This window comes from Chryseobacterium sp. FW101-FHT12H09 (assembly GCF_058790395.1).
On the sequence record NZ_JBYTCP010000005.1, the window covers coordinates 186,265 to 209,443 of the forward strand.

Sequence of the window (23,179 nt, forward strand, 5' to 3'; positions counted from 1 at the left end):
TTTAAAATTTTACTTTGTCGCGTATGTAATTTTTAACTGCATTTTTTTAGCATTGCTAATATCAGATCCTACTAATACAGCTCTATCCACTGTGTATGCTCTTGATGTGTATTTAGCTCCTGCTAAACCTGAATTATCTGACTTAGATAGGAAACCACCAATATCAATTCTAAAAGATTTATAGGTATTAACTGATGTTCCTTCAACTAGATCTTTTACTGATTTTGTAACAACAAAGTCATAGTAAGCTGGATTTTTATCTAAATCATAGGCTTTATATATACTAAAATTCGGAGTACCTGCTAGGGTAAGCACATCACTGGTAAAGTCTGTTTTTATTGGATCGGTTGCTTTTTCTTTATCATTTTGTAAGAAAGTAAACAACACTGGTTTCTTATAATTATTACTCCACGTTGAAGCATCAGTGTAGATTCTTATCTTAGCACTAATAATAGCAGCTTTATTTTTTTGATATAATGTTTTAAGATCATTGATTGCCGCATCAGGAATTTTCACTCCAATAGAAGGACCACCCATTCCCTGAGCAAATAATTTTGCATCACCTGTTTCAGTATTTCCAATTACTGCATTACCTAATGCAGATCCTACTCTGTTATATTCATATTGACCAACATGAGTATTACCAGCTCCTAAAGCAAATGCATAAGTCGCGGGTGTCTTAGTGGTTGTCCCATTTTCAGTCTTATCATATTTGTAATACATGATTAACTCCATATCATTAGGAGAAAACTGGAATAAATATCCATCACTCTCCTGAACAGAGATTCTAAGACCTCTGAAATGTCTTATAAAGTTAGAAGCATCTGCCAACTCAGGTTTTCCTTTTTTATCAATAATTTTTTCCTGAAATAATGTCTTCGCATTATCTAATGGAATTCTTATACCTGGTGTTGTTGTAGTAAATATTGAACTGTTATCAGAATCTTTGGTAATGGCAACTGTATTAATGGTTCCTTTAAATTCTTTTGAGCCTAATACAGTGGTATTATAAGCAAATGTCGCATTGGACTTAACTTCATCTGTAGCAGCTTTTAAGAAATCGGTAACTTCATTAACATTAATAGTAAGCGTTTTTTTAGTTCTACCATATTTGTTGATAGGATATGTTTTTACCTCTTTCTTTGCTGGTACATTCCCGTCTGGATAAACATAATTTTCATCTGTAGTCGTCGTAAGGGAATCCGAAGCATATGTAGGTTTCAAAACCAAAACCACTGAATCTACCTTAGCATTGGTCCCAAAGTCGGGATCATAGGTAGATAATCTTAGCTGTGTAACATAAGATGCCCTTTGCATTCCAAACTGTCCCTCATTAAAAGCACCAAGAATAGCCGCTCCTAATTGAGTAGCATCACTTTTAATAGTATCATTATTTTTGATGTTAAAAGCAATAAGGTCATAAGATTTTTCATTTCCATGAGCTGCTCCATCTAAAAATAATTGTTCCCCTAAAGAATCCGGATCCGGTTCACAATTATAAAGTAATACACTGCCGAAAATTGCCAGAGAAAGTATGGCAAAAGTTCTTTTAATAGTACGAGTCATTAAATGTCTTTTTAATAAAGTTTGTTTATAGAGTCTACATCAAGATATTCCGATTTAGAAGTTGATGTTTCGTTGAATGCTTTATCGAGCTCTCCATCTAAAAATTCATCTCCTTTTACAACACCATCAACATAGTTCATGCTTTCAATTACAAAACTTTGAAAGCTTGGCTTATCTAACGCTTTTAAGCCCGAAATATTATCGAATTCTAATTTTTCTCCAATTTTATCATTTAGAGGAGCGTCCTTCTCATTATATAAAGAAAGAACAATTTTAGCGTCTTTAAAGTAAGTATCGGATTTGTAGTAGGTTTTAAGATAAATAGGAACAAAAGAAGCCATCCATCCATTCAAATGAATAATGTCTGGAACCCAATTAAGTTTTTTAATCGTTTCTATTACTCCTCTCGCAAAGAATATTGCTCTCTCATCATTATCTTCAAAAGCAACGCCATCATCTTCAAAGTAATATTGTTTTCTTTTGAAATACTCTTCATTATCTATGAAGTATACCTGAAGTCTTTCTCCAGGAAGAGATGCTACCTTAATTATTAAAGGCTGATCCAGATCATTAATGATAATATTCATTCCTGAAAGACGGATAACCTCATGAAGTTGAAACTTCCTTTCACTTATTTGTCCAAATCTTGGCATAAAAACTCTTACATCATTGCCTTCATTGTGCATTTTAAGTGCCATTTTGTTTACCACAGTAGCCATGTTCGTATCTTCCTGATATGGATACATTTCTGTAGTAATGTACAGTATTTTTTGATTCGGCATAAATTTCTATCTAATTTTTTGTAAAAATGCTTTAATGTGCAAAATTACAAAAAAACATCCAACATTATTTTAATTAACATTATTTTACGATAATTACCTTTTCCAAATTATCAAAAACGCATTTTATTATCTGATATTTTTACTATTTTTGAATTGGTATTAAAATTAACTATGGAAGTTCTAAAAAACAAAAAAACACTTCAGGATTTCATTGAGAGACAGAAAGAAATGGGAAAAAAAATAGGGTTCGCACCAACAATGGGAGCTCTGCATAATGGACATCTTTCACTCTACGAAATGGCCAGAAAAGAAAATGATCTTGTAATTTCTTCAATTTTTGTGAACCCTACTCAGTTCAACAACTCCGACGATTTGGCAAAATATCCCCGTGATATCAATAGAGATATACTTATTTTACAAAATTCCGGATTAGTAGATGCTGTTTACATTCCTGAAATTGTGGATATTTATCCTGAGAAAGCTCAAAGCCAACATTATGATTTTGACGGGTTAGAAAATGAAATGGAAGGCAAATCAAGACCTGGACATTTTGATGGTGTGGGTACTGTAGTAGAAGAGCTTTTCAGACAAATACAACCAGACAATGCTTATTTTGGAGAGAAAGATTTTCAACAATTAGCCATTATTAAAAAAATGGTTGAGAAAAAACAACTTCCAATAAAAATTATGGGAGTTCCTATTTACAGAGCAGAAAATGGACTTGCACTAAGCTCAAGGAATCAACGACTTCATGAAGATCGGAAAGAAGCATCAAAAATTATTTATGCTACATTAAAAAAAGTCAATGATTGGTTCCGTGTAGTCACAGTCCCTGAAATCAAAGACAGAGTTAATGATATTTTTGATCAGCAACATGGTATGAAGCTTGAATATTTTATGATTGCCGATGAGCACACATTAAAGGAAACTGATTTCTTTTATAAAGACAAATCATACAGAGCCTTTATTGTTGTCATAGTAGATGGTGTAAGATTAATAGACAATATGCATTTGGATTAAGAACCAACATAAAAAATCAAAGGCTTCCGGAAGGAAGCCTTTGAACACCAAATCACAAAATATTAATATGAAAAAAATTTACTTTTCAGTAAACTTGTGACCCGGCTGGGATTCGAACCCAGGACCCATACATTAAAAGTGTATTGCTCTACCAGCTGAGCTACCGAGTCGGTCATTAAATTTCTAATTTACAAATTTTAAATTAATAATAATCCAAAATTCACATTTTCTTTGCAGTGCCTGCGACTGGACTCGAACCAGCACATCCTTAGGAAACCACCCCCTCAAGATGGCGTGTCTACCAATTTCACCACGCAGGCAAAAAAATTACAGAATCTAGTAAAATTTTTGCTAGTGACCCGGCTGGGATTCGAACCCAGGACCCATACATTAAAAGTGTATTGCTCTACCAGCTGAGCTACCGAGTCGGCCACTTATTTTAAACAATTTTCATTTAAGTAATGTCCCTTGTTTTAAGTGGTGCAAAGATATAACTTTTTTTAATTTCTCAAAACTTTTTCGCAAATTTGTTTAAAAATATTTCATGATAATTTCACTAGTCGGATACATGGGTTGTGGCAAATCACACATTTCCAAAATTTTAAGCGAAAAAATAAATTTTAAATTAATTGACCTAGATAAAGAGATTTCCAGGCGAAATAAATCAACCATTCCCGAAATCTTCGAAAAAAAGGGAGAAATCTACTTTAGAAAGCTGGAAAGAGAAACTCTGGAAGAAATACTGGCCACCGAGGAAAATCTTATTTTAAGTCTGGGTGGAGGAACTCCTGTTTACTATAATAATATGGAGATCATCAATAACAATTCTAAAAGCATCTTTTTAAAAGCTTCTATTGGCACATTAACAGAAAGGCTTTCAAAACAAAAAGAGAAAAGGCCTATAATAGCCAATATCTCTGATGAAAACCTCCCTGAATTTATTGCCAAGCATTTATTTGAAAGAAATGAATATTATAATAAAGCTTTGATAAGTGTAAATACAGACTCAAGAGAGCCTGACGATATCGTAAATGAAATCATTGAAAAACTTTATCTATGATTTTTCCTCTTTATCTTCTATTTCACTGTTTTCACCAAAAAAGTCGTCCCAGTCTGTAAAATCTGAAGCAATATCATTTTCAACATATCCGTCCATGTCTCTTCTATCTTTTTTAGTAGGTCTTCCTTCGCCTCTATTTCTGTAATAGTCCTGAGACATTTTGCGTAGTTTAAGCAGTTCATATTGTTCTTTGTCTGTGACATCTTTGATATGAAGAGATACTAATTTTGCCCCAATCCGGCTTTTAGGAATCTGAATTACTTTAATTTTATAGTCTACCTGATTTTTACGGATTTTTATTACATCACCTTCTTTTACCTCCTTAGAAGACTTTACAACAGCGTCTCCAATAGAAACTCTGTTCTTTTTAATCTCCTCAGTTGCAACAGTTCTCGTTTTATAAAAACGAATGCTCCATAAAAATTTATCTATTCTCATAATTTTTTATACTTTTGCCGTTATATTATTTGTAAAGTAATTAAAGTTTTTGAAATGAAAAAAATATTTTTATATATCCTTGCAGGATCTTTATGTTTTTCAGCTTGTAAAAAAGATGACGATCCACAAACATTTGTAGAACCCGATGACGTTGCAGTTCGAAACACTTATGATGATCAGGCGATCCAAAAATTCTTAAATGATAACTATTTGGATACCCAAGGAAATGTAAAAGCTTTCAGCGCCACTGATACTATTGATGATCATGAGAAAAAACTAGCTGAGCTAAATCCGGTAAAACTTCCTTCAGGAGTAATCTATATTGTAAGAGCAGGTGCTCAACCTACTCCGGGGAAAGCAATTGGTGCTACTGATAACCTAAAAATGATGGTTAGAGCAGGCAATTACCTTGCTGTAAATACTGATGGCACAGTTTCACTTACAATTTCTCCTACAGTTCCTTATCTGGTTAATACAATTAATGGATCTGGATCTCCCTTGGTAGATCCTATGTGGTATTATGTTAAGAAACAAGTTTTAAAGGATGCAACAACGGATGCTGCTAAAGACAGAAAGTTTTATGAAATTGAAGGTTTTCAAGAAGGATTAAAATACTTTAAAGCTGCTTCTCCAGCTTTAGCAGATGAGGCTCCATATAACCTACAGGGAGTTATCTTAGTTCCTTCAAGAGCTGCTTTTGGAAGGGATGCACACTATAATTACACCGGATATTCTCTTCAAAACAGAACATTTATCTTTAATTTCCAAGTTTACAATACAACAACAAGACCTGTAGACGAGTAAATTAATGCTCTATAAAGCATACAAATAAATAAAAAGCGCTTCAATTAAATTGAAGCGCTTTTTATTTATTTTAAAGTCTTGCTTTTTGTCTTACATTCCCTAAAATATCCGGGAAATAAAGATCAGCCAAATGATCAAATTCATCACCTCTCATAAACATAGAAGCATCAACCTCTTCATAAGAACTTCTGCCCGCAGCTGCAATTAACTCATTACAAGTGTGAAGGGTATTTTTGTGAAAATGATATACTCTCTCACTTTTATCTGTAACATCCAATCCTTTAATCAGCATCTTATCCTGAGTCGCAACACCAGTTGGACAGTTATTAGTATTACATCTTAAAGCCTGAATACAACCTAAAGAAAACATAAACCCTCTGGCATTATTACACATATCAGCTCCCATAGCAACTGCTCTTAAAATATCTAAACTTGTCAAAACTTTACCGCTGGCAATAACTCTTAATTTATTTCTTACGTTATAGTTATTAAGTGTTTTATTTACGAAAATCAATGCGGGCTCTAATGGCATTCCTACTCCATCAGAAAATTCCGGAGGTGCAGCTCCTGTTCCACCCTCAGCTCCATCTATTGTAATAAAATCAGGATAGATCTTCAACACATTCATCTGAACACAGATATCTTCAAATTCCTTTGTATCACCAATACACAATTTAAAACCAACTGGTTTCCCTCCTGAGAGGTTCCTTAATTGTTCCACAAACCTTAAAAGTCCTGCAGCATTAGAAAACGCAGAATGTGACGGTGGAGAAATAATAGTCATTCCTGGAGTAACGTGTCTTATTTTTGCAATTTCAGGTGTATTTTTCACCCCCGGCAAAACACCTCCATGTCCAGGCTTTGCGCCCTGAGATAATTTGATCTCAATCATTTTCACAGTCGGCATCGTTGAATACTTAGCAAATAAGTCAGGATTAAACTTTCCTTCTTCATCTCGACATCCAAAATATCCAGTCCCAATCTGCCAGCAGAGATCCCCGCCTTCTAAATGATGTGGAGAAATTCCTCCTTCACCTGTATTATGATAAAAGCCTCCTTTTTTAGCACCTCTGTTTAACGAAATTTGTGCTCTGTCACTCAATGCTCCAAAACTCATTGCTGAAATATTGAATAAAGAAGCATGGTAAGGCTGTGAACATTGTTCCCCGCCTACCCAGACTCTTGGTAGCTCTTCAGAAGGAGACTTTGCGTAGATCGAATGCTTTATTCCTTCATATTTTCTATGATTAACTTCCAGCTGAGTTCCAAATGGAACGGTATCACTTAAGTTTTTGGCACGTCTGTAAACAGCAGAACGCTGGTTTCTGGGAAATGGCTTCCCATCAGTTTCCCGTTCAATAAAATACTGCTGCATTTCCGGAGAGATATCTTCAAAAAAATACCGGAAATAACCTAGTACCGGAAAATTCCTCAGTATTGCATGTTTTGACTGATAGGTATTATATACACCTAATGCATAGATTGCCGATAGCAGAATTGGGATCCAATAATGCGCTCTGATTAGTAAAGCTATAATCCATGTAGCAATTACTAATACAATTCCCCAAGATAAAAACTTATCTCTCATAGAATGTTGTATTTAAAAGTTAAAATAAATTTAGTAGAAATTTTGCAAAGAGACTATGCTTTTGCTAAAAAACTTTCGTAAGATGACTGCACAGAAACCGTGCCATCTGACAGGATTTTTTCTAAATTTAGAAATTCTATTTGGTTTACAGATGCCTGATCAAAATCTTTCTGCACTCTCACATAATTTTCTGTGAAGCCGAACATCTTGCCGTCTTTATTTTCATGCTCCCAGAGTATAGGAAGCGTTTTCCCAAGCTGAGTCTGATAAAATGACATCTTTTTCTTTTCGGAAAGAATACGCAACATCTTATTGCGTTTTTTCCTTTCAGGAATAGGAACAATATCCTTCATTTCCGCTGCTTCGGTATTTTCTCTTTCAGAATAAGTAAATACATGCAGATAGCTGATAGGAAGTTCATTCAGGAAGTTATATGTTTCCATAAATTTTTCCTCAGTTTCACCTGGAAAACCTACAATTACATCAACACCAATCGCAGCATGAGGCATAACCTCACGAATTTTATTTACTCTGTCCTTATACAACTTGGTTAAATAACGACGTTTCATTTTTTTCAATAAATCATCGCATCCTGACTGTAAAGGAATATGGAAGTGAGGAACAAAACTTCTGCTTTTTGAGACCAATTCAATACTTTCATCTTTCAGAAGATTAGGTTCAATGGAGGAAATACGTATCCTCTCGATACCATCAACCTGATCGAGTTCAGAGATCAGATCCAGAAAAGTATGTTCGTGTCTTTTATTTCCAAATTCACCTTTCCCATAATCACCGATATTAACTCCTGTTAGAACAATTTCTTTAATATCTCTTCCAGCAATTTCCTTAGCATTAGTCAGAACATTTTCTATCGTATCTGATCGTGAGATCCCTCTGGCTAAAGGAATGGTACAGTATGTACATTTATAATCACACCCATCCTGAACTTTTAAGAAAGCTCTGGTTCTATCCCCTATAGAATAGCTTCCAATAAAAAAATCTGTTTCTTCGATTTCACAAGAGTGGACAAGACCGTTACTTTCCGACTTTTCTAAATCGTCCAGATAACTTAAAATATTGAACTTTTCCTTGGCTCCAAGAACCAAATCTACCCCATTTATCTGCGAGATCTCTTCGGGTTTTAACTGCGCATAACATCCAACAATGACTACTAACCCTTCAGGATTAGCCTTCATTGCTCTTTTTACATGAAGTTTACATTCACGGTCTGCATTTTCAGTTACTGAACAAGTATTGATAACATACACATTTGCCTTATCATCAAAACTCACCTTATCATAACCTGCATCTGTTAATTGACGGGCAATAGTAGAAGTTTCTGCAAAATTTAATTTGCAGCCAAGGGTATGAAATGCGGCAGTTTTGTGAAAATTTGACATTGAGTAGTCCTGAATTTTATGGGTGCAAAGATAGTAATTTAAATAAAAACTCTGAATCGATTCAGTCTATTGTTTATATTCTTCTCTTACCTCATGATTATTTTCGAAACAAACAGGTGAAGAATTAGAATTTAGACCTTCGCCCTCAAGTTTATTCTTTATTTCTTCATTAAATTCCTGAGATTTATTTCTTGCAATAGAAAGTGTGTTCCAATCATTATTTTTCATCATTTTTGCAATGTAAACGATCTGTCCTATATGATAAGGATAATGAGCCAGCTGGCGAAAAACAGCATCTATAACCAAATGTCCCTCACCTCTTATATAAATAGTAGTATACAAGTTTTCTTCATTAATTTGGTTCAAAGCATCAAAAAGACATTTCCAACCTGCTTCCCAAAAACCAATTGCTTCTTGTTTTGTTTTAAAGGTATTTACAAATTCTTCATCACGTTTCCGCCCCGGTTTTTCTCCATCTTCCGTAAGGAAATTTGTCCATCTTGAAATCATATTTCCTGCAATATGTTTTACAATAACTGCAATTGAATTACTTTCAACATTATACTGCCAAAACATTTGTTCATCTGATAATTGTTCAAAAGACTTATCTCCAAGAGATTTATAATATTCGAAACGTTTGATAAATAGTTCTTTCATACTTTAAAGTTAATAAAAACTTTAAAGATAAAACCATCTTTTGTTAAGATGGCTTTATCTTGTTTTAGCACTACTCTCTATTTTTCACCATGATCCAACTAGAGAATTTAACAGGAGTATTTTTCTTATCATTCTCACTCCAGGTTACAGAATACCAATAGGTTCCAGTCGGAACTTTTTTACTTCCGTTGGTTGTTCCATCCCATTTATAGCCATTTGTTTTATCTGCCTGATGAACTTTATTGCCATATCTATCGAAAATATTCAATATTAAGTTTTGCTTGTGAGCCAGTGCAGAATAATCGATCATATCATTGATACCATCACTATTAGGTGTAATTACATTCACCAGGTTCGGCACTGTTACTGTAATATCAATAGGTTCACAATCATATATATCTTTTACATAAATATGACAGTCTCCCCTAGGAACATTGTTAAATACATTAGAATCCTGCCAAGTGATATTATCAAGTGAATATTTATAAGCTGGAGTTCCCCCTACAACATTTACAGTAATGGTATTCGTTGAGATATCTACATTTGATATTACAGGCTGCTCGGTAGGATATACTTTCACGGTCTGGGTTGTAATGCATTCACCAGTTTTTAGTTTAACCCAATATGTTCCAACTGATACATTTGTGATTGCTTGAGTTATAGCACCCGTACTCCATAGATAGGAAGCAAAGCCCGGCCCCGCATCCAATGTTGTGGTATCCTCCATACAGATGATCTTATCAACCAGAACACTGGATTTTACTGGTGGCAAAACAATTAAAGTAATTTTTGCAACGGTGAAACAATTGTTTGAATTGGATACTCGCACATAGACAACACCATTTGGGGCAATATATGCTGCGGGAGTCGCAATTTGATTAGTTCCATTTATAGCATCTGTTAGAGAAGGATAATATTTTTTAGTCAACCCTACAGGACCTGTAGGTGTTACAAGAGCGACAGTAAGATTAAATGAAGCTGTCGAAGGATTAGTTTCAATAAAGCATGATCTTAAAGTGGCTTCCTGTACAACAATAGGAGAATAAAAATTTAATGTAATTTTTGCTACTGCAATACATCCAAACTGAGAAGTTATCTTTACATACACAACCCCTGCAGAAGATATATAAGCACTTGGGTTTATAATTTCATTAGTTCCCGCATTAAGATCATTCATCGTCAGATAGTACTTTTTGGTAACATTTGGAAGACCAATAACATTAGCACTCGTCAGGTCGAATACCGCTGTTCCCATGTTGTTGTTATTACAGGCAGTTAATGTTACATCATTGCCTGTAATCGTTCCATCTTTGAATTTAAAATTTCCTGTCTGCCTACATTTATTAATAGGATTGTTTGGATTTGCCGGATCTGTATAGCTGATACTATAGTAATAAGTGGTTGCTGTATTAATAGTAATTGGAGTTAAGATAGCATTATTTCCACTTAATGCATCATTTTGAGTGGTATGATAGGTAATATTAAAGTTTGGATTTCCATTAAGAATACCTGTTGATAAGGTACTGAAATCAAAAACTGCAGGATTTGAACATACAATTATTTCTCTTGGATCTGCTGGATTAGCCGCAGGAATTCCAGGTGGATTAAAGGGATGAGGCTGTATTAAAGGATCAGTAAATGGAGATGCTAAAGTAGCTGTTCCACCCCAAACTAAATTAAAAGTAAAGACCGTTGTTGAAAAATTATCAACATATAAAAAATAGGTCTCCCCTGGTAATACGTCCAAATATTTAACGAAACCATCTCCAAATCCGGGTCCTTCACTTGTATCTGTTGCGGTCATATTCATACCTGTTGGATAACCCGCAATAGTTCCATCGTTTGAAGAACATCTGATAGGTGTTCCTTTTGTAGCACAGGTTTTGTTAGGTCCATAAATAGCCCAGTCGTAATCTACAGGACCTGTTGGGTTAATTTCAAATGTAAGGGTACCACCTGTAGCAATTGTAAATGAATACCAGGTTGAATTATTTTCAACCTGTAAACAACCACCAAGGGTTTCATTTATGGCACCGGGACCTGAAGGAGTGTATGTTATATTTGCATTACCACAAACTGCGATTGCAGTTACACAATCAGCCTGAGAAAAGAAAATTTGTGATATAAGCAAGAAAGCAATAAGTAGATTTTTCTTCATAAAATACATGTTTTTGTTAAAAATTAATCAATAATTAAATCAATACACAACACATATATCAAATATACTTATTATTTAATTAAAAATAATAAAAATGTTAAAATCGTAAATTAACTTCGATTAAATGAAGAATTTATTGAATATTAAAGGGTGTTTGTGGCGATTATTTTATACTCGTCATATTTCCACAAAGATTTTCAAGATGAAAAATTTTATGAAATGGACTTTTTACTTCATTGAGATGTTCCTTATCCTGAATAAAAGTATATCGTGATGCAATAGAGTTCATATCGGAAACGATGACCAACCAACATTCGTCTACAGAAGTGTCATAATAGGGAAATTTTTCATTTTTCTTTTCAATTAATTCCAAGATCTTATCAGAACAAAGCTCATCAAATAAATTCATACTGTATTCGTGAGTAATAAAAACATTTCTACGGTGCGAAGATTTTCTAAGACTTTTCACACAGCCTACCGGCTTATTTTTTTTTATGCTTTTGTAAATGGATAAAATACTTTCCTGTTGCTCCTCCAAGATATCAAATTTAAAATCCGAGTGAAATTCTAAAAAATAAACACCACGATATTTCGTAGTGTCTTCTTGTTCTAATAATATTTCAGCCTGACGGAAAATCTTGTTCAAATTACTTTCAATCTTCTTCATTTCCAAATGATTGATCACCTCTGTTAGCTCGATCCCAATTTTTTTATCATTCAAATTAGCGATAAAATCGGGGCTTTCACAGGTAAGATTTTCAAACTTAACATCAGGGAAATGATGCATAAACGAATTCAGCAGTAAAATTTCTGATTTTTTCTTATATTTTTCCCGATCATGAAGTTGTGATTCATCTATTTTACGATGATACTTCTCTATCGGCTTTTTTTTCAAATGTCGATTCAGGTAATATAAGCTTAGATTCTTGATTAAATCTTCATCTGAAAATACCTTTTTCATCCTCTTCGTTTTTATTATTGTTAATAAAACATGAAACCTATAGTTTTATTCGAGAAGTTTTTGATTATCAAAAAATTACACTTAAAGGTAAGTAAAAAAACTATTCAACAGATACTTTTAAAAATAATTTGTTAAATAATTAATGTAGAGTTTATTTTCATTATCAATACCTTTGGCTATCTAATCTAAAACTCTGGTTCATGGATTTTAAAAATTTTAAAATACCCTTTAACATCAATCCTCAATATACGAAGAAAGTAGCCTATTTTTCTATGGAATTTGCTCTCGAGCAAGTTTTAAAGATCTATTCCGGAGGTCTCGGTTTCCTTGCTGGTTCTCATATGAGAAGTGCTTATAATCTGAAACAGGATTTTATAGGAATAGGTATTCTCTGGAAATTCGGATATTATGATCAAGCTAGAAATCATGATCAGACATTACAGCCCGTATGGACAAAAAAAATGTACAGTTTCCTTGAAGATACGGGAATAAAATTTCAAATAGAAATCCATAGTGCGCCAGTTTGGGTAAAAGTCTGGTATCTGGATCCAGAAACATTTCATACTGCACCCATGTTTTTTTTATCTACAGATGTTCCTGAAAATGATCACGTTTCAAAGACCATCTGCCACAAACTATATGATGCCAACGAATCGACCAAACTGGCACAATACATTTTATTAGGAAAAGGAGGCGCAAAATTACTGGATGAAATGAATCTTGATAGGGATATTTATCATCTTAATGAAGCACATGCTCTTCCTGCAGCATTCTATTTACTAAAAAAATACAAGGGAGACCTAAACAAAGTAAAGGAAAAACTGGTCTTTACAACCCATACACCCGAAGAAGCAGGAAATGAAAAACATAATCTGAAATTATGTTATGACATGTCCTATTTCTCTGATTTCAGCATGGAGGAAGCAAAAAGCATTGAAGGAGCTCAGGATGATCGTTTTAATCATTCACTTTGTGCGCTGCAGATGGCTAAAGTAGCCAATGGAGTTTCTCAGCTGCATGGGGTTGTTTCAAGAGCGATGTGGAGTAAATATCCTGGAATTTGTGAGATTAAGTCAATCACCAATGCACAGGAATTTAAATACTGGGCCGATAAACGACTTTATAACGCTAAAGACGAAAGAGACGAAACGGTATTCGATTATCGTAAAAAATATTTAAAAAAGAGACTTTTCAAGATCGTTGCAGATCAAACCGGAAATTTATTCGATCCAAATATCTTTACAATTGTTTGGGCAAGAAGGTTTGCAGGATATAAACGAGCTGATTTACTTTTACATGATAAAGACAGATTTTACAAATTATTAAACAATCCTAAATATCCGGTTCAAATTATATGGGCAGGAAAGCCTTACCCAATGGATTACACTGCAATTTCCACCTTTAATACCCTTGTTGAAGAAAGCAATAACCATAAGAATATGGCTGTTTTAACTGGCTATGAGCTCTCTTTAAGTAAATCTTTAAAACAAGGTTCAGATCTATGGCTTAACAATCCAAGAGTTCCCAGGGAAGCATCAGGAACTTCAGGCATGACCGCCGCAATGAATGGCTCCGTAAATCTTTCAACAGATGATGGATGGATTCCTGAATTTGCAAAGCATAAAGAAAACTCTTTTGTAGTTCCAAAAGTCGACTACATGAATATGAGCATTTACGAACAGGATACTTATGATCTAAATAAATTATATGAGATTCTGGAGAATGATATTATCCCAACTTATTATAACAATACAAACGCGTGGAGAAAAATTCAATACAATGCAATGGAAGATGTTAAAAATCAATTCAATAGTGATAGAATGGCCGATGAATACTACAAGATCCTTTATAATCACCAGTAGGATTAGGCTACAAATTATAAAGGAGTAAAAAATTAAACGCCAAAAAATTAAACAAAAAACGTGGAAAATTCCACGTTTTTATTTGACTTAATCCTTTTTCTTCTTAGGCACTTTTAAACCTTTTTCTCTGGCCTCTGAAATACCAATGGCAACCGCTTGTTTTTGACTGGTTACTTTCTTTCCAGAAGAGGATTTTAATTTACCCTCTTTGAATTCGTGCATTACTTTTCCTACTTTGTCTTGAGCTTTGTCTGAATATTTTGTCTTGCTCATCATATTATTTTTTAAGATTTTGGCAGGGAAACCCCTAATTCATAAACTTTAGCATGTTTCAAATACTTTGAACGTTCTCTTGAAGTAACCGATTCCAGTCGATCATTTTTGATCACAATAATCGGATCTTCCATATTTTCAATTTCAAAATTGGCGAAATACCTTTCTTCCGGACTCGTTTTATCATTTTTAGCCTTTATTTTTTGCAATTCTTCTGCATATTTCTTAAATCCAGGATCCGAGGAATGAATGAATTTATATTCATCACCAGCATCTACGTAATAATGAAGTTTTTTTTCTATTAAACCTGCTTCTTCTGAAATCTGAGGGTTGTCATTTCCATCTTTAAAACTTACTTCTACTAAAGTTCCTCCTTTTTTCTGAGCACATCCCTCAGCATCTTTAAAGCTAGAAAACCCTGTGTATACGATTTGATCGTTCAAAACATAACGGTTTAATTTCTGATTGAATGCATTCGTTTCCATAATTATTATTTTAGCTTGATTTATATAATACATCCAATTTTTTTGCCAAAGCCTTATCTAAAAAAGCTTTTTTGTGCATTTGATAAAATTATTATCTTTGAATCTCTTTAAAATTAGAAATGAAAAAAATCCTATTAACTCTTAGTATTGCTGCTGTATTTCAAAATCTATCAGCACAAGAAATTACATTAGACAAAATATATTCAGGATATTACCGCGGAAAGGGCATTGCTGGAATTACTTCCATGAAAAATGGAGAAAATTATCTGGTTATTGAACAGGGTGGAATTGCAAAATATTCTTACAAAACTTCCCAAAAAGAAGGAAATATTGTTGATGGACAATACCAGAGTTATGAGTTTTCTGATGATGAGTCGAAGATCCTCTTACTTAAAGATAGTCAGCCAATTTACAGACATTCCTTTTTAGGCAAATTTGATGTTAAAGATTTAAAATCAGGAAAAGTAACCAGCTTAAATGATGGTAAAACAGTGCAGGAGCCAAGATTCTCTCCGGATGCCAGTAAGGTAGCGTTCATTTCTGAAAACAATTTATTTTTCCAGGATCTAACCTCTGGAAAAATTACCCAGATAACTACAGATGGAAAGAAAAATTCTATTCTCAATGGATTGGCAGACTGGGTATATGAGGAAGAATTCGGACACGCGAGATTATTTGAATGGACAAAAAACTCGGATGCACTTGTTTTCGTAAAATCAGATGAGAGTCAGGTTCCGGAAATATACATTCCTATCTACGGTAAATCATTGTATCCGTCGGAAATGCGTTATAAATACCCTAAAGCAGGAGAAAAAAATTCTATTGTTTCAGCACAATTATACCGTCTGGATTCAGGAAAAACAATACCATTGAATTTAGGTTCTTTTAAAAATTATTACATCCCCAATGTTTTTCAAACTGCAAAAGCAGATGAAATGGTGTTAATTACTTCTGAAAGAATACAAAATGCTTCAGATATTTTAAAAGTTAATACAAAGACCGGAGCAGTTCAGAAGTTGTTTACGGAAACTGACGAAAAATGGATTGATACAGATAGCCCTACATTAGAATTTCTTGAAGATGATTCATTTCTTTGGGGTTCAGAAAGAGATGGCAACCGTCATTTATATTGGTATGACAAAGATGGCAAGCTGAAAAAACAAGTTACAAAAGGAAATTGGGAAGTAACAGATTATTACGGTTACAATCCAAAGTCTAAAGAAATTTATGTTCAGACCACTGAGAAAGGAAGTATCAACAAAGTGATTTCCAAGATCAATATAGAAAACGGAAAATCTCAACTGATCTCAAACGCAGAAGGAAATAATTCTGCCAATTTCAGTAAGAACTATAATTATTTTATCGAGACCTCCTCTACAGTTTCAAAGCCATTTACTTTTGTCTTAAAAGACGGAAATGGTAAAACTGTAAAAGAATTACAAAACAACAATGATCAGCTACAAAAACTAAAAGCTGACAATTTTGTTGATAAAGAGTTTATTACTATTCCAAACTCAGTGGGTGATCAAATGAATGCATGGGTGATGAAACCTAAGAACTTTGATCCAAACAAAAAGTATCCTTTATTTATGTTTCAGTATTCAGGACCTGGTTCTCAACAGGTGGCTAACACCTGGGATACCGGAAATACTTTATGGTTTAATCATTTAGTTCAAAAGGGATATATTGTAGCTTGTGTAGATGGACGTGGAACAGGATATAAAGGAGCGAAATTCAAAAAAGTAACCTACATGAATTTAGGGAAATACGAAATTGAAGATCAGATCACTGCTGCAAAATGGTTTGGAAATCAATCCTATATTGATAAAAGCCGAATCGGAATGTTCGGTTGGAGCTTCGGAGGTTATATGACGAGTTTAGCTATGACAAAGGGAGCTGATGTTTTCAAAGCGGGGATTGCTGTTGCACCAGTTACCAACTGGAGGTATTACGATTCTGTTTATACAGAAAGGTTCATGAGGACTCCACAGGAAAACGCGGAAGGATATGATAAAAATTCCCCAACAGAATATGCCAACCTATTAAAAGGAAAACTCTTATTGATTCACGGAACTGCTGATGATAATGTACATTTCCAGAATTCCATGGAATTCTCTGAGGCATTGATTCAAAACAAAAAACAGTTTGATTTCATGGCTTATCCGGATAAAAATCACGGGATTTATGGTGGCCAGACAAGACCACAACTGTATGAGAAAATGACAGATTTTATTTTAGATAATTTATAATCTAGTATCAAATAACCTATTAAACCTTCTAATTTATTTTAGAAGGTTTTTTAATATTAATTTCATTAATCGTTTTGCAAAGAGTAATTTATTTTATCAATTAAAATTAAAAACTTACTTTTGAGAAATTTGAAATTTGAATCGATGAAGACTAAACATCCTAAAGGCCTGCCTTTTCTCTTTTTTACTGAAATGTGGGAACGTTTCGGGTATTATTTAATTCTCGGAATTTTTGTTCTTTACGTTATTGAGCCTACAGGGTTGAAAGGTGGTCTCGGGCTGCCCGACAAAACTGCTGATGATATTTTTGGAACTTATATCGCTTTGACCTATTTAACACCTTTTATTGGTGGATTTCTAGCAGATAGAGTTTTAGGTTATATCAAATCTATCTATTTAGGAGGAATTTTAATGGCTGCGGGTTATATCGGGATGGGAGTTTTCAAAGATCTACCTTTATTTTATGGGTCTTTAGCATTAATTATTATCGGAAACGGTTTCTTTAAACCAACCATTTCTACCCTTTTAGGAAATCTATATTCTGAAGAACCTTATAGAGCAAATAAAGATTCTGGCTACAATATTTTCTATATGGGAATTAATATTGGTGCCTTTATCTGTAATATTATCGCCGCTTTTATGCGTAATAAATTCGGATGGGGTGAAGCCTTTATTACTGCTGGAGTAGGTATGCTAGTTGGTATGATAATTTTTACCATTGGAAGAAAACATTATATCCACGCAGCTCAGATGAAGCCTGTACAAGAAGGAGATACCAAACTTTCTGAAATCTTAATTAAGGTTTTCCTACCAGCGATCATAGCTGGAGCAATTGGATGGTTTGTACCTAATAATATTTTCGGAAGTGACAGTACAGATGCATTTATTTTTGCCTGTATCCCTGTTATTTACTTTTATGCTTCTCTTTATTTTAAGGCAAAACCAGAAGAAAAAACTTCTATTGGAGCCTTGTTATCTGTATTTTTGATCAGTATGTTTTTCTGGGCAGTTTTCAAACAGAATGGAACAGCATTAACGAGATGGGCTAATTATTACACAGACCGAAGTGTCCCTGCAGCTATAGAAAAGCCTTTAGAAGACATCTATATGGTAGATGGGAAAAGCTATAAAGATAAAGAGGTTCCTGTTTATGATGATCAGTATCAATCTCAAAAAGATAAAGACGGAAAAACAATAAAAACAACCGGCAAAGATGTCTATTTTAAAAATATTTCCTCTGAGCAACGTGCAGAACTTGAAAAGAATCCCGAGAAGCAGGTATTTCTGTACAATACGGAATTATTTCAATCCATCAATCCATTTTGGGTTATTGCTTTAACACCTTTAGTGGTTGGATCTTGGGCCTTACTGCGAAGAAAAGGAAAGGAACCATTAACTCCTACAAAGATTGTTTTGGGACTGTTTATTTCTGGATTATCCTGTCTGGTAATGGTTTTAGCAGTAATAGCCGGAGATAATGGAGCGGTTAAGGTTTCTCCATGGTGGCTGGTTGCCGGTTATGGAGTCATTACAGTCGGCGAACTTTGTCTTTCTCCAATGGGATTGTCTTTTGTTTCCAAGCTCTCGCCACCGAGAATCACAGCACTTATGATGGGTGGCTTTTTCCTTGCTAATTCTGTGGGGAACAAACTTTCTGGAATCTTAGCAAGCACCTGGTATAACTATGACAATAAAGTAAATTATTTCTTAGTAAACTTCGCTTTATTAATTTTTGCAACGTTATTAGGCCTTTCTATGTTAAAAAGATTGAACAAAATCATGAAAGAAAAAGGGCATTAATCATCCCTTTTAGATAGATAATAAAGCTGTAGCAGAGTTCTACAGCTTTTTTATTAAATATAAAATTAAAAACTTGCCAAAAACTCAAAAAAAACTATATTTGCTAGTCTTAACAAAAATTAACAATAAAATATGGATAATATTGAAGCATTAAATCCGAAACCGGATGAATTTGTAGAGAATAAAGGTTCCAGACATCCAAAAGGATTATGGGTTCTTTTCGGAACAGAAATGTGGGAACGTTTCAACTTTTATGGGATGAGAGCATTACTTACCTTATTTATGGTAAATTCTCTCTTAATGAAGGAGGCTGATGCATCTATTATTTATGGGGGTTTTCTTGCTTTATGTTATTTAACACCTCTATTAGGAGGTTTTATTGCAGATAAATATCTGGGAAACAGAAACTGTATCATCTTAGGAGGAAGCCTTATGGCAATTGGGCAGTTTTTACTTTTCCTGAGTGCATCTACATTTTCTGAAAGCTTAGGCGGAGCAAAAACCTTTATGTGGTTGGCTTTATTCATTATTATCTTTGGAAATGGTTTCTTCAAACCAAATATTTCCTCAATGGTAGGAAGTCTTTATCCTAAACAAGAAAAATCTAAATTGGATTCGGCGTTTACCATTTTCTATATGGGTATTAATATCGGAGCGTTTTTAGGTCAGTTTATTTGTCCTTATTTAGGAGATGTAAAGGATTCTGCAGGAGTTAGAGATATTTTCGCTTTCAAATGGGGATTCCTGGCTGCATCTATCGCAATGATTATAGGAACAGTAACATTTTTCATCCTTAAAAATAAGTATGTTGTAACTCCTGAAGGAAGACCAATCGGAGGATTACCTAAAAACAGTACCAGCGCAGACTTTGAAGAAGGAGAAACACAAACTGCAAAATTTTCAGGAAAATCTATGGGAATAGCAACTGTATTATTTGTTGCTCTTTTCTTTGTGTTCAGATATGTTCTAGTAGGTGAATTTGGATTTAATTCTGTAGGAATGGGACAGCTTATCAAAGGGCTTATTTATCCATTTATCTACGCTGCAGGGATCTCTCTGGCATTTTTGATCATGAGCTCTGCTGAAAACAAAGTGGAAAGACAAAGAATCTGGGTAATTTATATTGTTTCATTCTTTATTATTTTCTTTTGGGCCGCTTTTGAACAGGCAGGTTCATCTTTAACTTTTATCGCAGATAACCAAACAGACAGAAGTATTTTTGGTTGGAATATGCCGCCATCTATGGTACAAATCTTCAATGGACTATTTGTTGTAGCATTGGCATTGCCATTCAGTATCCTTTGGGATAAATTGAGAGCTAAGGGTAAAGAGCCGGTATCTCCAATGAAACAGGCAATAGGTCTTGCTTTAATAGCTTTAAGTTATTTCATTATCGCTTACAATGTAAAAGATCTGGGAAATACAGGTTTATTAGCCATCAAATGGTTGATGTTATTATATTTGATTCAAACAATGGGAGAGCTTTGTTTATCACCAATCGGATTATCATTGGTAGGTAAGCTTGCTCCAAAAAGATTTGCTTCATTGTTGTATGGGGTTTTCTTTATCTCTAATGCTGCGGGTTATGCCTTAGCAGGTTCTCTAGGGGCTATTATTCCTGCAACAGGAGACAAGTTTGTAAAAGCTGAAAAACTGGGTGTAAATCTACAGGATGTTTTGGATAAAAAAGTAACACTTACTCCTGAGCAATTGGCTTTATTTGAGAAAGAACAATTACCTATTGCCAATACAACTTTTGCGGGTGTAGAAATTCATAATTTATTTGAATTCTTCATGGTATTCGTTGTACTTTGTGGTATCGCATCTGTAATTCTTGCCATACTTTCACCAAGATTAAAGAAAATGATGAACGGCGTAGGCTAGTTTCATTAATAAAATACTATAAAAAACCTCTGCTAAGTCAGAGGTTTTTTTATAAATTAGCGAATCCGTTTCAAAATGAAACATCTTATTTTATTATTGTTCAATTAATATGTATACATTAGAAGAAATACAAAATTTTAAAGGAAAGTATCCTAAACAGCTTTGGACGCTATTCACGGTAGAAATGTGGGAGCGTTTTTGTTTTTATGGGATGCGTGGTGTTCTTACGATTTTCATGGTGGATCAATTAGGTTTATTAGAAGATAAAGCAAACTTACAATATGGCGCCATACAGGCTTTCATTTATGCTTTTACTTTTATTGGCGGAATTTTTGCCGATAAAATTTTAGGATTCAAAAAATCCTTGGTTTTTGGAGGTATTATCATGTCAATTGGTAATCTTATTATTGCCTTTTCCCCACACGATTTCTTTTATTTTGGTATTACCTGCTCTATTATTGGGACTGGGTTCTTTAAACCCAATATTTCTTCCATGGTAGGAGAACTTTATAAAGAGGATGATCCGAGAAGAGATGCCGGATATGGCTTATTCTATGCCGGAATCAATATTGGTGGGCTTTTAGGTGGTGCTCTGTGTGTTTATCTGGGAAAATATTACTCCTGGTCTTGGTGCTTCCTTGCAGCAGCTATTGTGATGATTCTAGGTTTAATTACTTTTTTTGCAACAAAAAAATCGTTAGGTCCTATTGGTGATTCACCGCTGCAAGTACTTCCACAATCAAAAAGAACTTTACGCGAAGTATTGGTCTATATTGGTGCATTATTAAGCATGCCGCTTATTTTCATTATGGTAAAGAATACAAATTATACAGATTACTTTATGTATTTAATAGGTATTGCAGCTGTTGGGTATTTTATAGTTGAAACACTAAAACAAACCTCTCCTTATCAAAAGAAACTTGTTGCAGCATTTATATTTATCTTCATGTACTTTTTGTTCAACTCTATTTATGAGCAAAGTGGTGGATCTTTATCTTTATTCGCGAAAGACAATTTAGTACATAAACTTTTAGGCTTCGGGATGGATCCCAATGTGATAAACAATAGTGCTAACTCTTTTTTCATTATTATTTTTAGTCCGCTGATCGGTTTAGCATGGATTGGTTTAAATAAAAGAAAACTTGAGCCTAATACCATTAACAAGTTCGGAATTGGATTTTTATTTCTGGCTGCAGGATTCTTTTTATTTTATAGCCTGAGATATTTTGCCGGTTCAGATGGTAAGTCTTCACTTAACCTATTTACTTTTACATGGTTGGTCATCACCTTTGGAGAGCTATGCTTAGGACCAATCGGAATGTCCATTATCACTAAATTATCACCAAAGAAAATGTTTGGTATGATGATGGGATTATGGTTTTTGGCAAGTGCATTCGGACAATTTGCAGCAGGGAAAATCGGAGCCAGCTTATCTGAGGCTAATACAGGAAATACTAACATGAGTAAACTTGTTGCTTATACTGATGGATATAAAACATTGGGAATCTATGCATTAATTGCCGGAGTGGTATTAATTTTGATGTCCTCCTTTGTGAGAAAATTAATGCAAGATGTAAAATAAATGTAAGCTTATTATGCTTATTTTTATTAATAATTAAAAATTAAATGAAAAAAATTCTAAGCATAGTAAGTTTGTTTTTAATCACCTTCAGTTTTGCCCAAGTCAAATGGATGACTATTGAGGAGGCGCTAAAGGCTCAAAAACAAAATCCTAAAAAGATCCTTGTTGACTTTTATGCAGATTGGTGTGGCCCATGTAAAATAATGGACAAAAAGACTTATGGACATCCGGTTATAGCTCAAATTTTAAACGACAATTATTATCCGGTAAAATTCAATGCAGAAGAAAAAGGTGATATTGAAATCTTTGGAAGAACATTTTCAAATCACGATAAAGAGTATAAAAAAGGCAAAAATTCTTTGCACGAATTTACCCAATATATGAATGTGGCTGCGGTTCCAAGTACTGTTTTTCTGGATGAAAACGGGGGTCCCATTACGATCCTTCAGGGTGAACTTTCAGCGATTGAGCTTGAACCTTATTTAGAATTCATTTCTAAGGATTTATATAAAAAAATTCGAACCCGTGAACAATGGGAAGATTATCAGAAAAGATTCAAATCTAAAATAAAGAATTAAAAATCAAAGACTTTCAAATTATGAAAGTCTTT

19 protein-coding genes and 3 tRNA genes are annotated in these 23,179 nt (G+C 34.0%); 9 read left to right on the top strand and 13 right to left on the bottom strand.

Translation table 11 applies throughout. The annotated features are described in order from the left end of the window. Positions 1–9: 9 nt before the first annotated feature. Positions 10–1,566: a DUF4270 family protein gene (locus AC3WRL_RS19805; protein ID WP_214828808.1), complete on the bottom strand. Its 1,557-nt coding sequence runs from the start codon at positions 1,564–1,566 to the stop codon at positions 10–12. An 11-nt stretch (positions 1,567–1,577) separates the two neighbouring features. Next, a complete protein-coding gene (locus AC3WRL_RS19810) occupies positions 1,578–2,348 on the bottom strand; it encodes a glycogen/starch synthase (protein WP_214828806.1) in 771 nt (256 codons plus the stop codon). Between the two features lie 171 nt (positions 2,349–2,519). Here AC3WRL_RS19810 and panC point away from each other — a divergent pair, with 171 nt between their 5' ends. Beyond that, complete coding sequence (gene panC / locus AC3WRL_RS19815) at positions 2,520–3,368, top strand: pantoate--beta-alanine ligase (RefSeq protein ID WP_214828804.1); 849 nt, start codon at positions 2,520–2,522, stop codon at positions 3,366–3,368. Between the two features lie 97 nt (positions 3,369–3,465). Here panC and AC3WRL_RS19820 read toward each other — a convergent pair. The 3 genes from AC3WRL_RS19820 to AC3WRL_RS19830 all read right to left on the bottom strand — a co-directional run bounded on the left by AC3WRL_RS19820 (position 3,466) and on the right by AC3WRL_RS19830 (position 3,796). Beyond that, a tRNA-Lys gene (locus AC3WRL_RS19820) sits at positions 3,466–3,538 on the bottom strand. A 67-nt stretch (positions 3,539–3,605) separates the two neighbouring features. After that, positions 3,606–3,688, bottom strand: a tRNA-Leu gene (locus AC3WRL_RS19825). Between the two features lie 35 nt (positions 3,689–3,723). Next, positions 3,724–3,796, bottom strand: a tRNA-Lys gene (locus AC3WRL_RS19830). Positions 3,797–3,912: 116 nt separating this feature from the next. Between AC3WRL_RS19830 and AC3WRL_RS19835 the strand changes: the two genes are divergently transcribed. Continuing rightward, positions 3,913–4,428, top strand: a complete 516-nt coding sequence (locus AC3WRL_RS19835; protein ID WP_214828795.1) for a shikimate kinase — start codon at positions 3,913–3,915, stop codon at positions 4,426–4,428. On the opposite strand, the gene AC3WRL_RS19840 is transcribed toward AC3WRL_RS19835, so the two are convergent. Beyond that, on the bottom strand, positions 4,423–4,866 hold the full coding sequence (locus AC3WRL_RS19840; RefSeq protein WP_214828792.1) for an RNA-binding S4 domain-containing protein: 444 nt from the start codon (positions 4,864–4,866) through the stop codon (positions 4,423–4,425). The two genes, AC3WRL_RS19835 and AC3WRL_RS19840, sit on opposite strands and share 6 nt — an antisense overlap. Before the next feature lie 54 nt (positions 4,867–4,920). Between AC3WRL_RS19840 and AC3WRL_RS19845 the strand changes: the two genes are divergently transcribed. Next, a complete protein-coding gene (locus AC3WRL_RS19845) occupies positions 4,921–5,670 on the top strand; it encodes a hypothetical protein (protein ID WP_214828789.1) in 750 nt (249 codons plus the stop codon). Positions 5,671–5,740: 70 nt separating this feature from the next. On the opposite strand, the gene AC3WRL_RS19850 is transcribed toward AC3WRL_RS19845, so the two are convergent. From AC3WRL_RS19850 to AC3WRL_RS19870, 5 genes are all read right to left on the bottom strand, one after another. Continuing rightward, a complete protein-coding gene (locus tag AC3WRL_RS19850) occupies positions 5,741–7,258 on the bottom strand; it encodes an FMN-binding glutamate synthase family protein (RefSeq protein ID WP_214828786.1) in 1,518 nt (505 codons plus the stop codon). Between the two features lie 53 nt (positions 7,259–7,311). Continuing rightward, positions 7,312–8,658 (bottom strand): tRNA (N(6)-L-threonylcarbamoyladenosine(37)-C(2))-methylthiotransferase MtaB, encoded by a 1,347-nt coding sequence (mtaB, locus tag AC3WRL_RS19855; protein ID WP_214828769.1) that lies wholly within the window; start codon positions 8,656–8,658, stop codon positions 7,312–7,314. A gap of 66 nt (positions 8,659–8,724) precedes the next feature. Then, positions 8,725–9,315, bottom strand: coding sequence for a DUF1572 family protein (locus AC3WRL_RS19860; RefSeq protein ID WP_492331096.1), 591 nt, complete (start codon positions 9,313–9,315; stop codon positions 8,725–8,727). A gap of 70 nt (positions 9,316–9,385) precedes the next feature. Next, positions 9,386–11,473: an FIDD domain-containing protein gene (locus tag AC3WRL_RS19865; RefSeq protein ID WP_492331097.1), complete on the bottom strand. Its 2,088-nt coding sequence runs from the start codon at positions 11,471–11,473 to the stop codon at positions 9,386–9,388. Positions 11,474–11,636: 163 nt separating this feature from the next. Then, positions 11,637–12,434, bottom strand: a complete 798-nt coding sequence (locus AC3WRL_RS19870; RefSeq protein ID WP_214828760.1) for a hypothetical protein — start codon at positions 12,432–12,434, stop codon at positions 11,637–11,639. A gap of 200 nt (positions 12,435–12,634) precedes the next feature. Here AC3WRL_RS19870 and glgP point away from each other — a divergent pair, with 200 nt between their 5' ends. Continuing rightward, positions 12,635–14,296 (top strand): alpha-glucan family phosphorylase, encoded by a 1,662-nt coding sequence (gene glgP, locus AC3WRL_RS19875; protein WP_492331098.1) that lies wholly within the window; start codon positions 12,635–12,637, stop codon positions 14,294–14,296. 87 nt (positions 14,297–14,383) lie between these two features. Here the strand turns inward: glgP and AC3WRL_RS19880 are convergent, their stop codons facing one another. Both AC3WRL_RS19880 and AC3WRL_RS19885 read right to left on the bottom strand, forming a co-directional pair. Further along, entirely contained in the window at positions 14,384–14,569 is a 186-nt protein-coding gene (locus AC3WRL_RS19880; RefSeq protein ID WP_200244190.1) for a DUF6496 domain-containing protein, read from the bottom strand. Positions 14,570–14,580: 11 nt separating this feature from the next. Then, complete coding sequence (locus tag AC3WRL_RS19885; RefSeq protein WP_214828755.1) at positions 14,581–15,054, bottom strand: hypothetical protein; 474 nt, start codon at positions 15,052–15,054, stop codon at positions 14,581–14,583. Positions 15,055–15,173: 119 nt separating this feature from the next. Here AC3WRL_RS19885 and AC3WRL_RS19890 point away from each other — a divergent pair, with 119 nt between their 5' ends. The 5 genes from AC3WRL_RS19890 to AC3WRL_RS19910 all read left to right on the top strand — a co-directional run bounded on the left by AC3WRL_RS19890 (position 15,174) and on the right by AC3WRL_RS19910 (position 23,147). Continuing rightward, a complete protein-coding gene (locus AC3WRL_RS19890) occupies positions 15,174–17,303 on the top strand; it encodes a S9 family peptidase (RefSeq protein ID WP_261509726.1) in 2,130 nt (709 codons plus the stop codon). A gap of 144 nt (positions 17,304–17,447) precedes the next feature. Further along, positions 17,448–19,103, top strand: coding sequence for a peptide MFS transporter (locus AC3WRL_RS19895; protein ID WP_492331099.1), 1,656 nt, complete (start codon positions 17,448–17,450; stop codon positions 19,101–19,103). 132 nt (positions 19,104–19,235) lie between these two features. After that, entirely contained in the window at positions 19,236–20,987 is a 1,752-nt protein-coding gene (locus AC3WRL_RS19900) for a peptide MFS transporter (protein ID WP_214828746.1), read from the top strand. Positions 20,988–21,096: 109 nt separating this feature from the next. Then, positions 21,097–22,569, top strand: a complete 1,473-nt coding sequence (locus AC3WRL_RS19905; protein ID WP_214828743.1) for a peptide MFS transporter — start codon at positions 21,097–21,099, stop codon at positions 22,567–22,569. Positions 22,570–22,613: 44 nt separating this feature from the next. Continuing rightward, entirely contained in the window at positions 22,614–23,147 is a 534-nt protein-coding gene (locus tag AC3WRL_RS19910; protein ID WP_214828740.1) for a thioredoxin family protein, read from the top strand. The last annotated feature ends 32 nt before the right edge of the window (positions 23,148–23,179 follow it).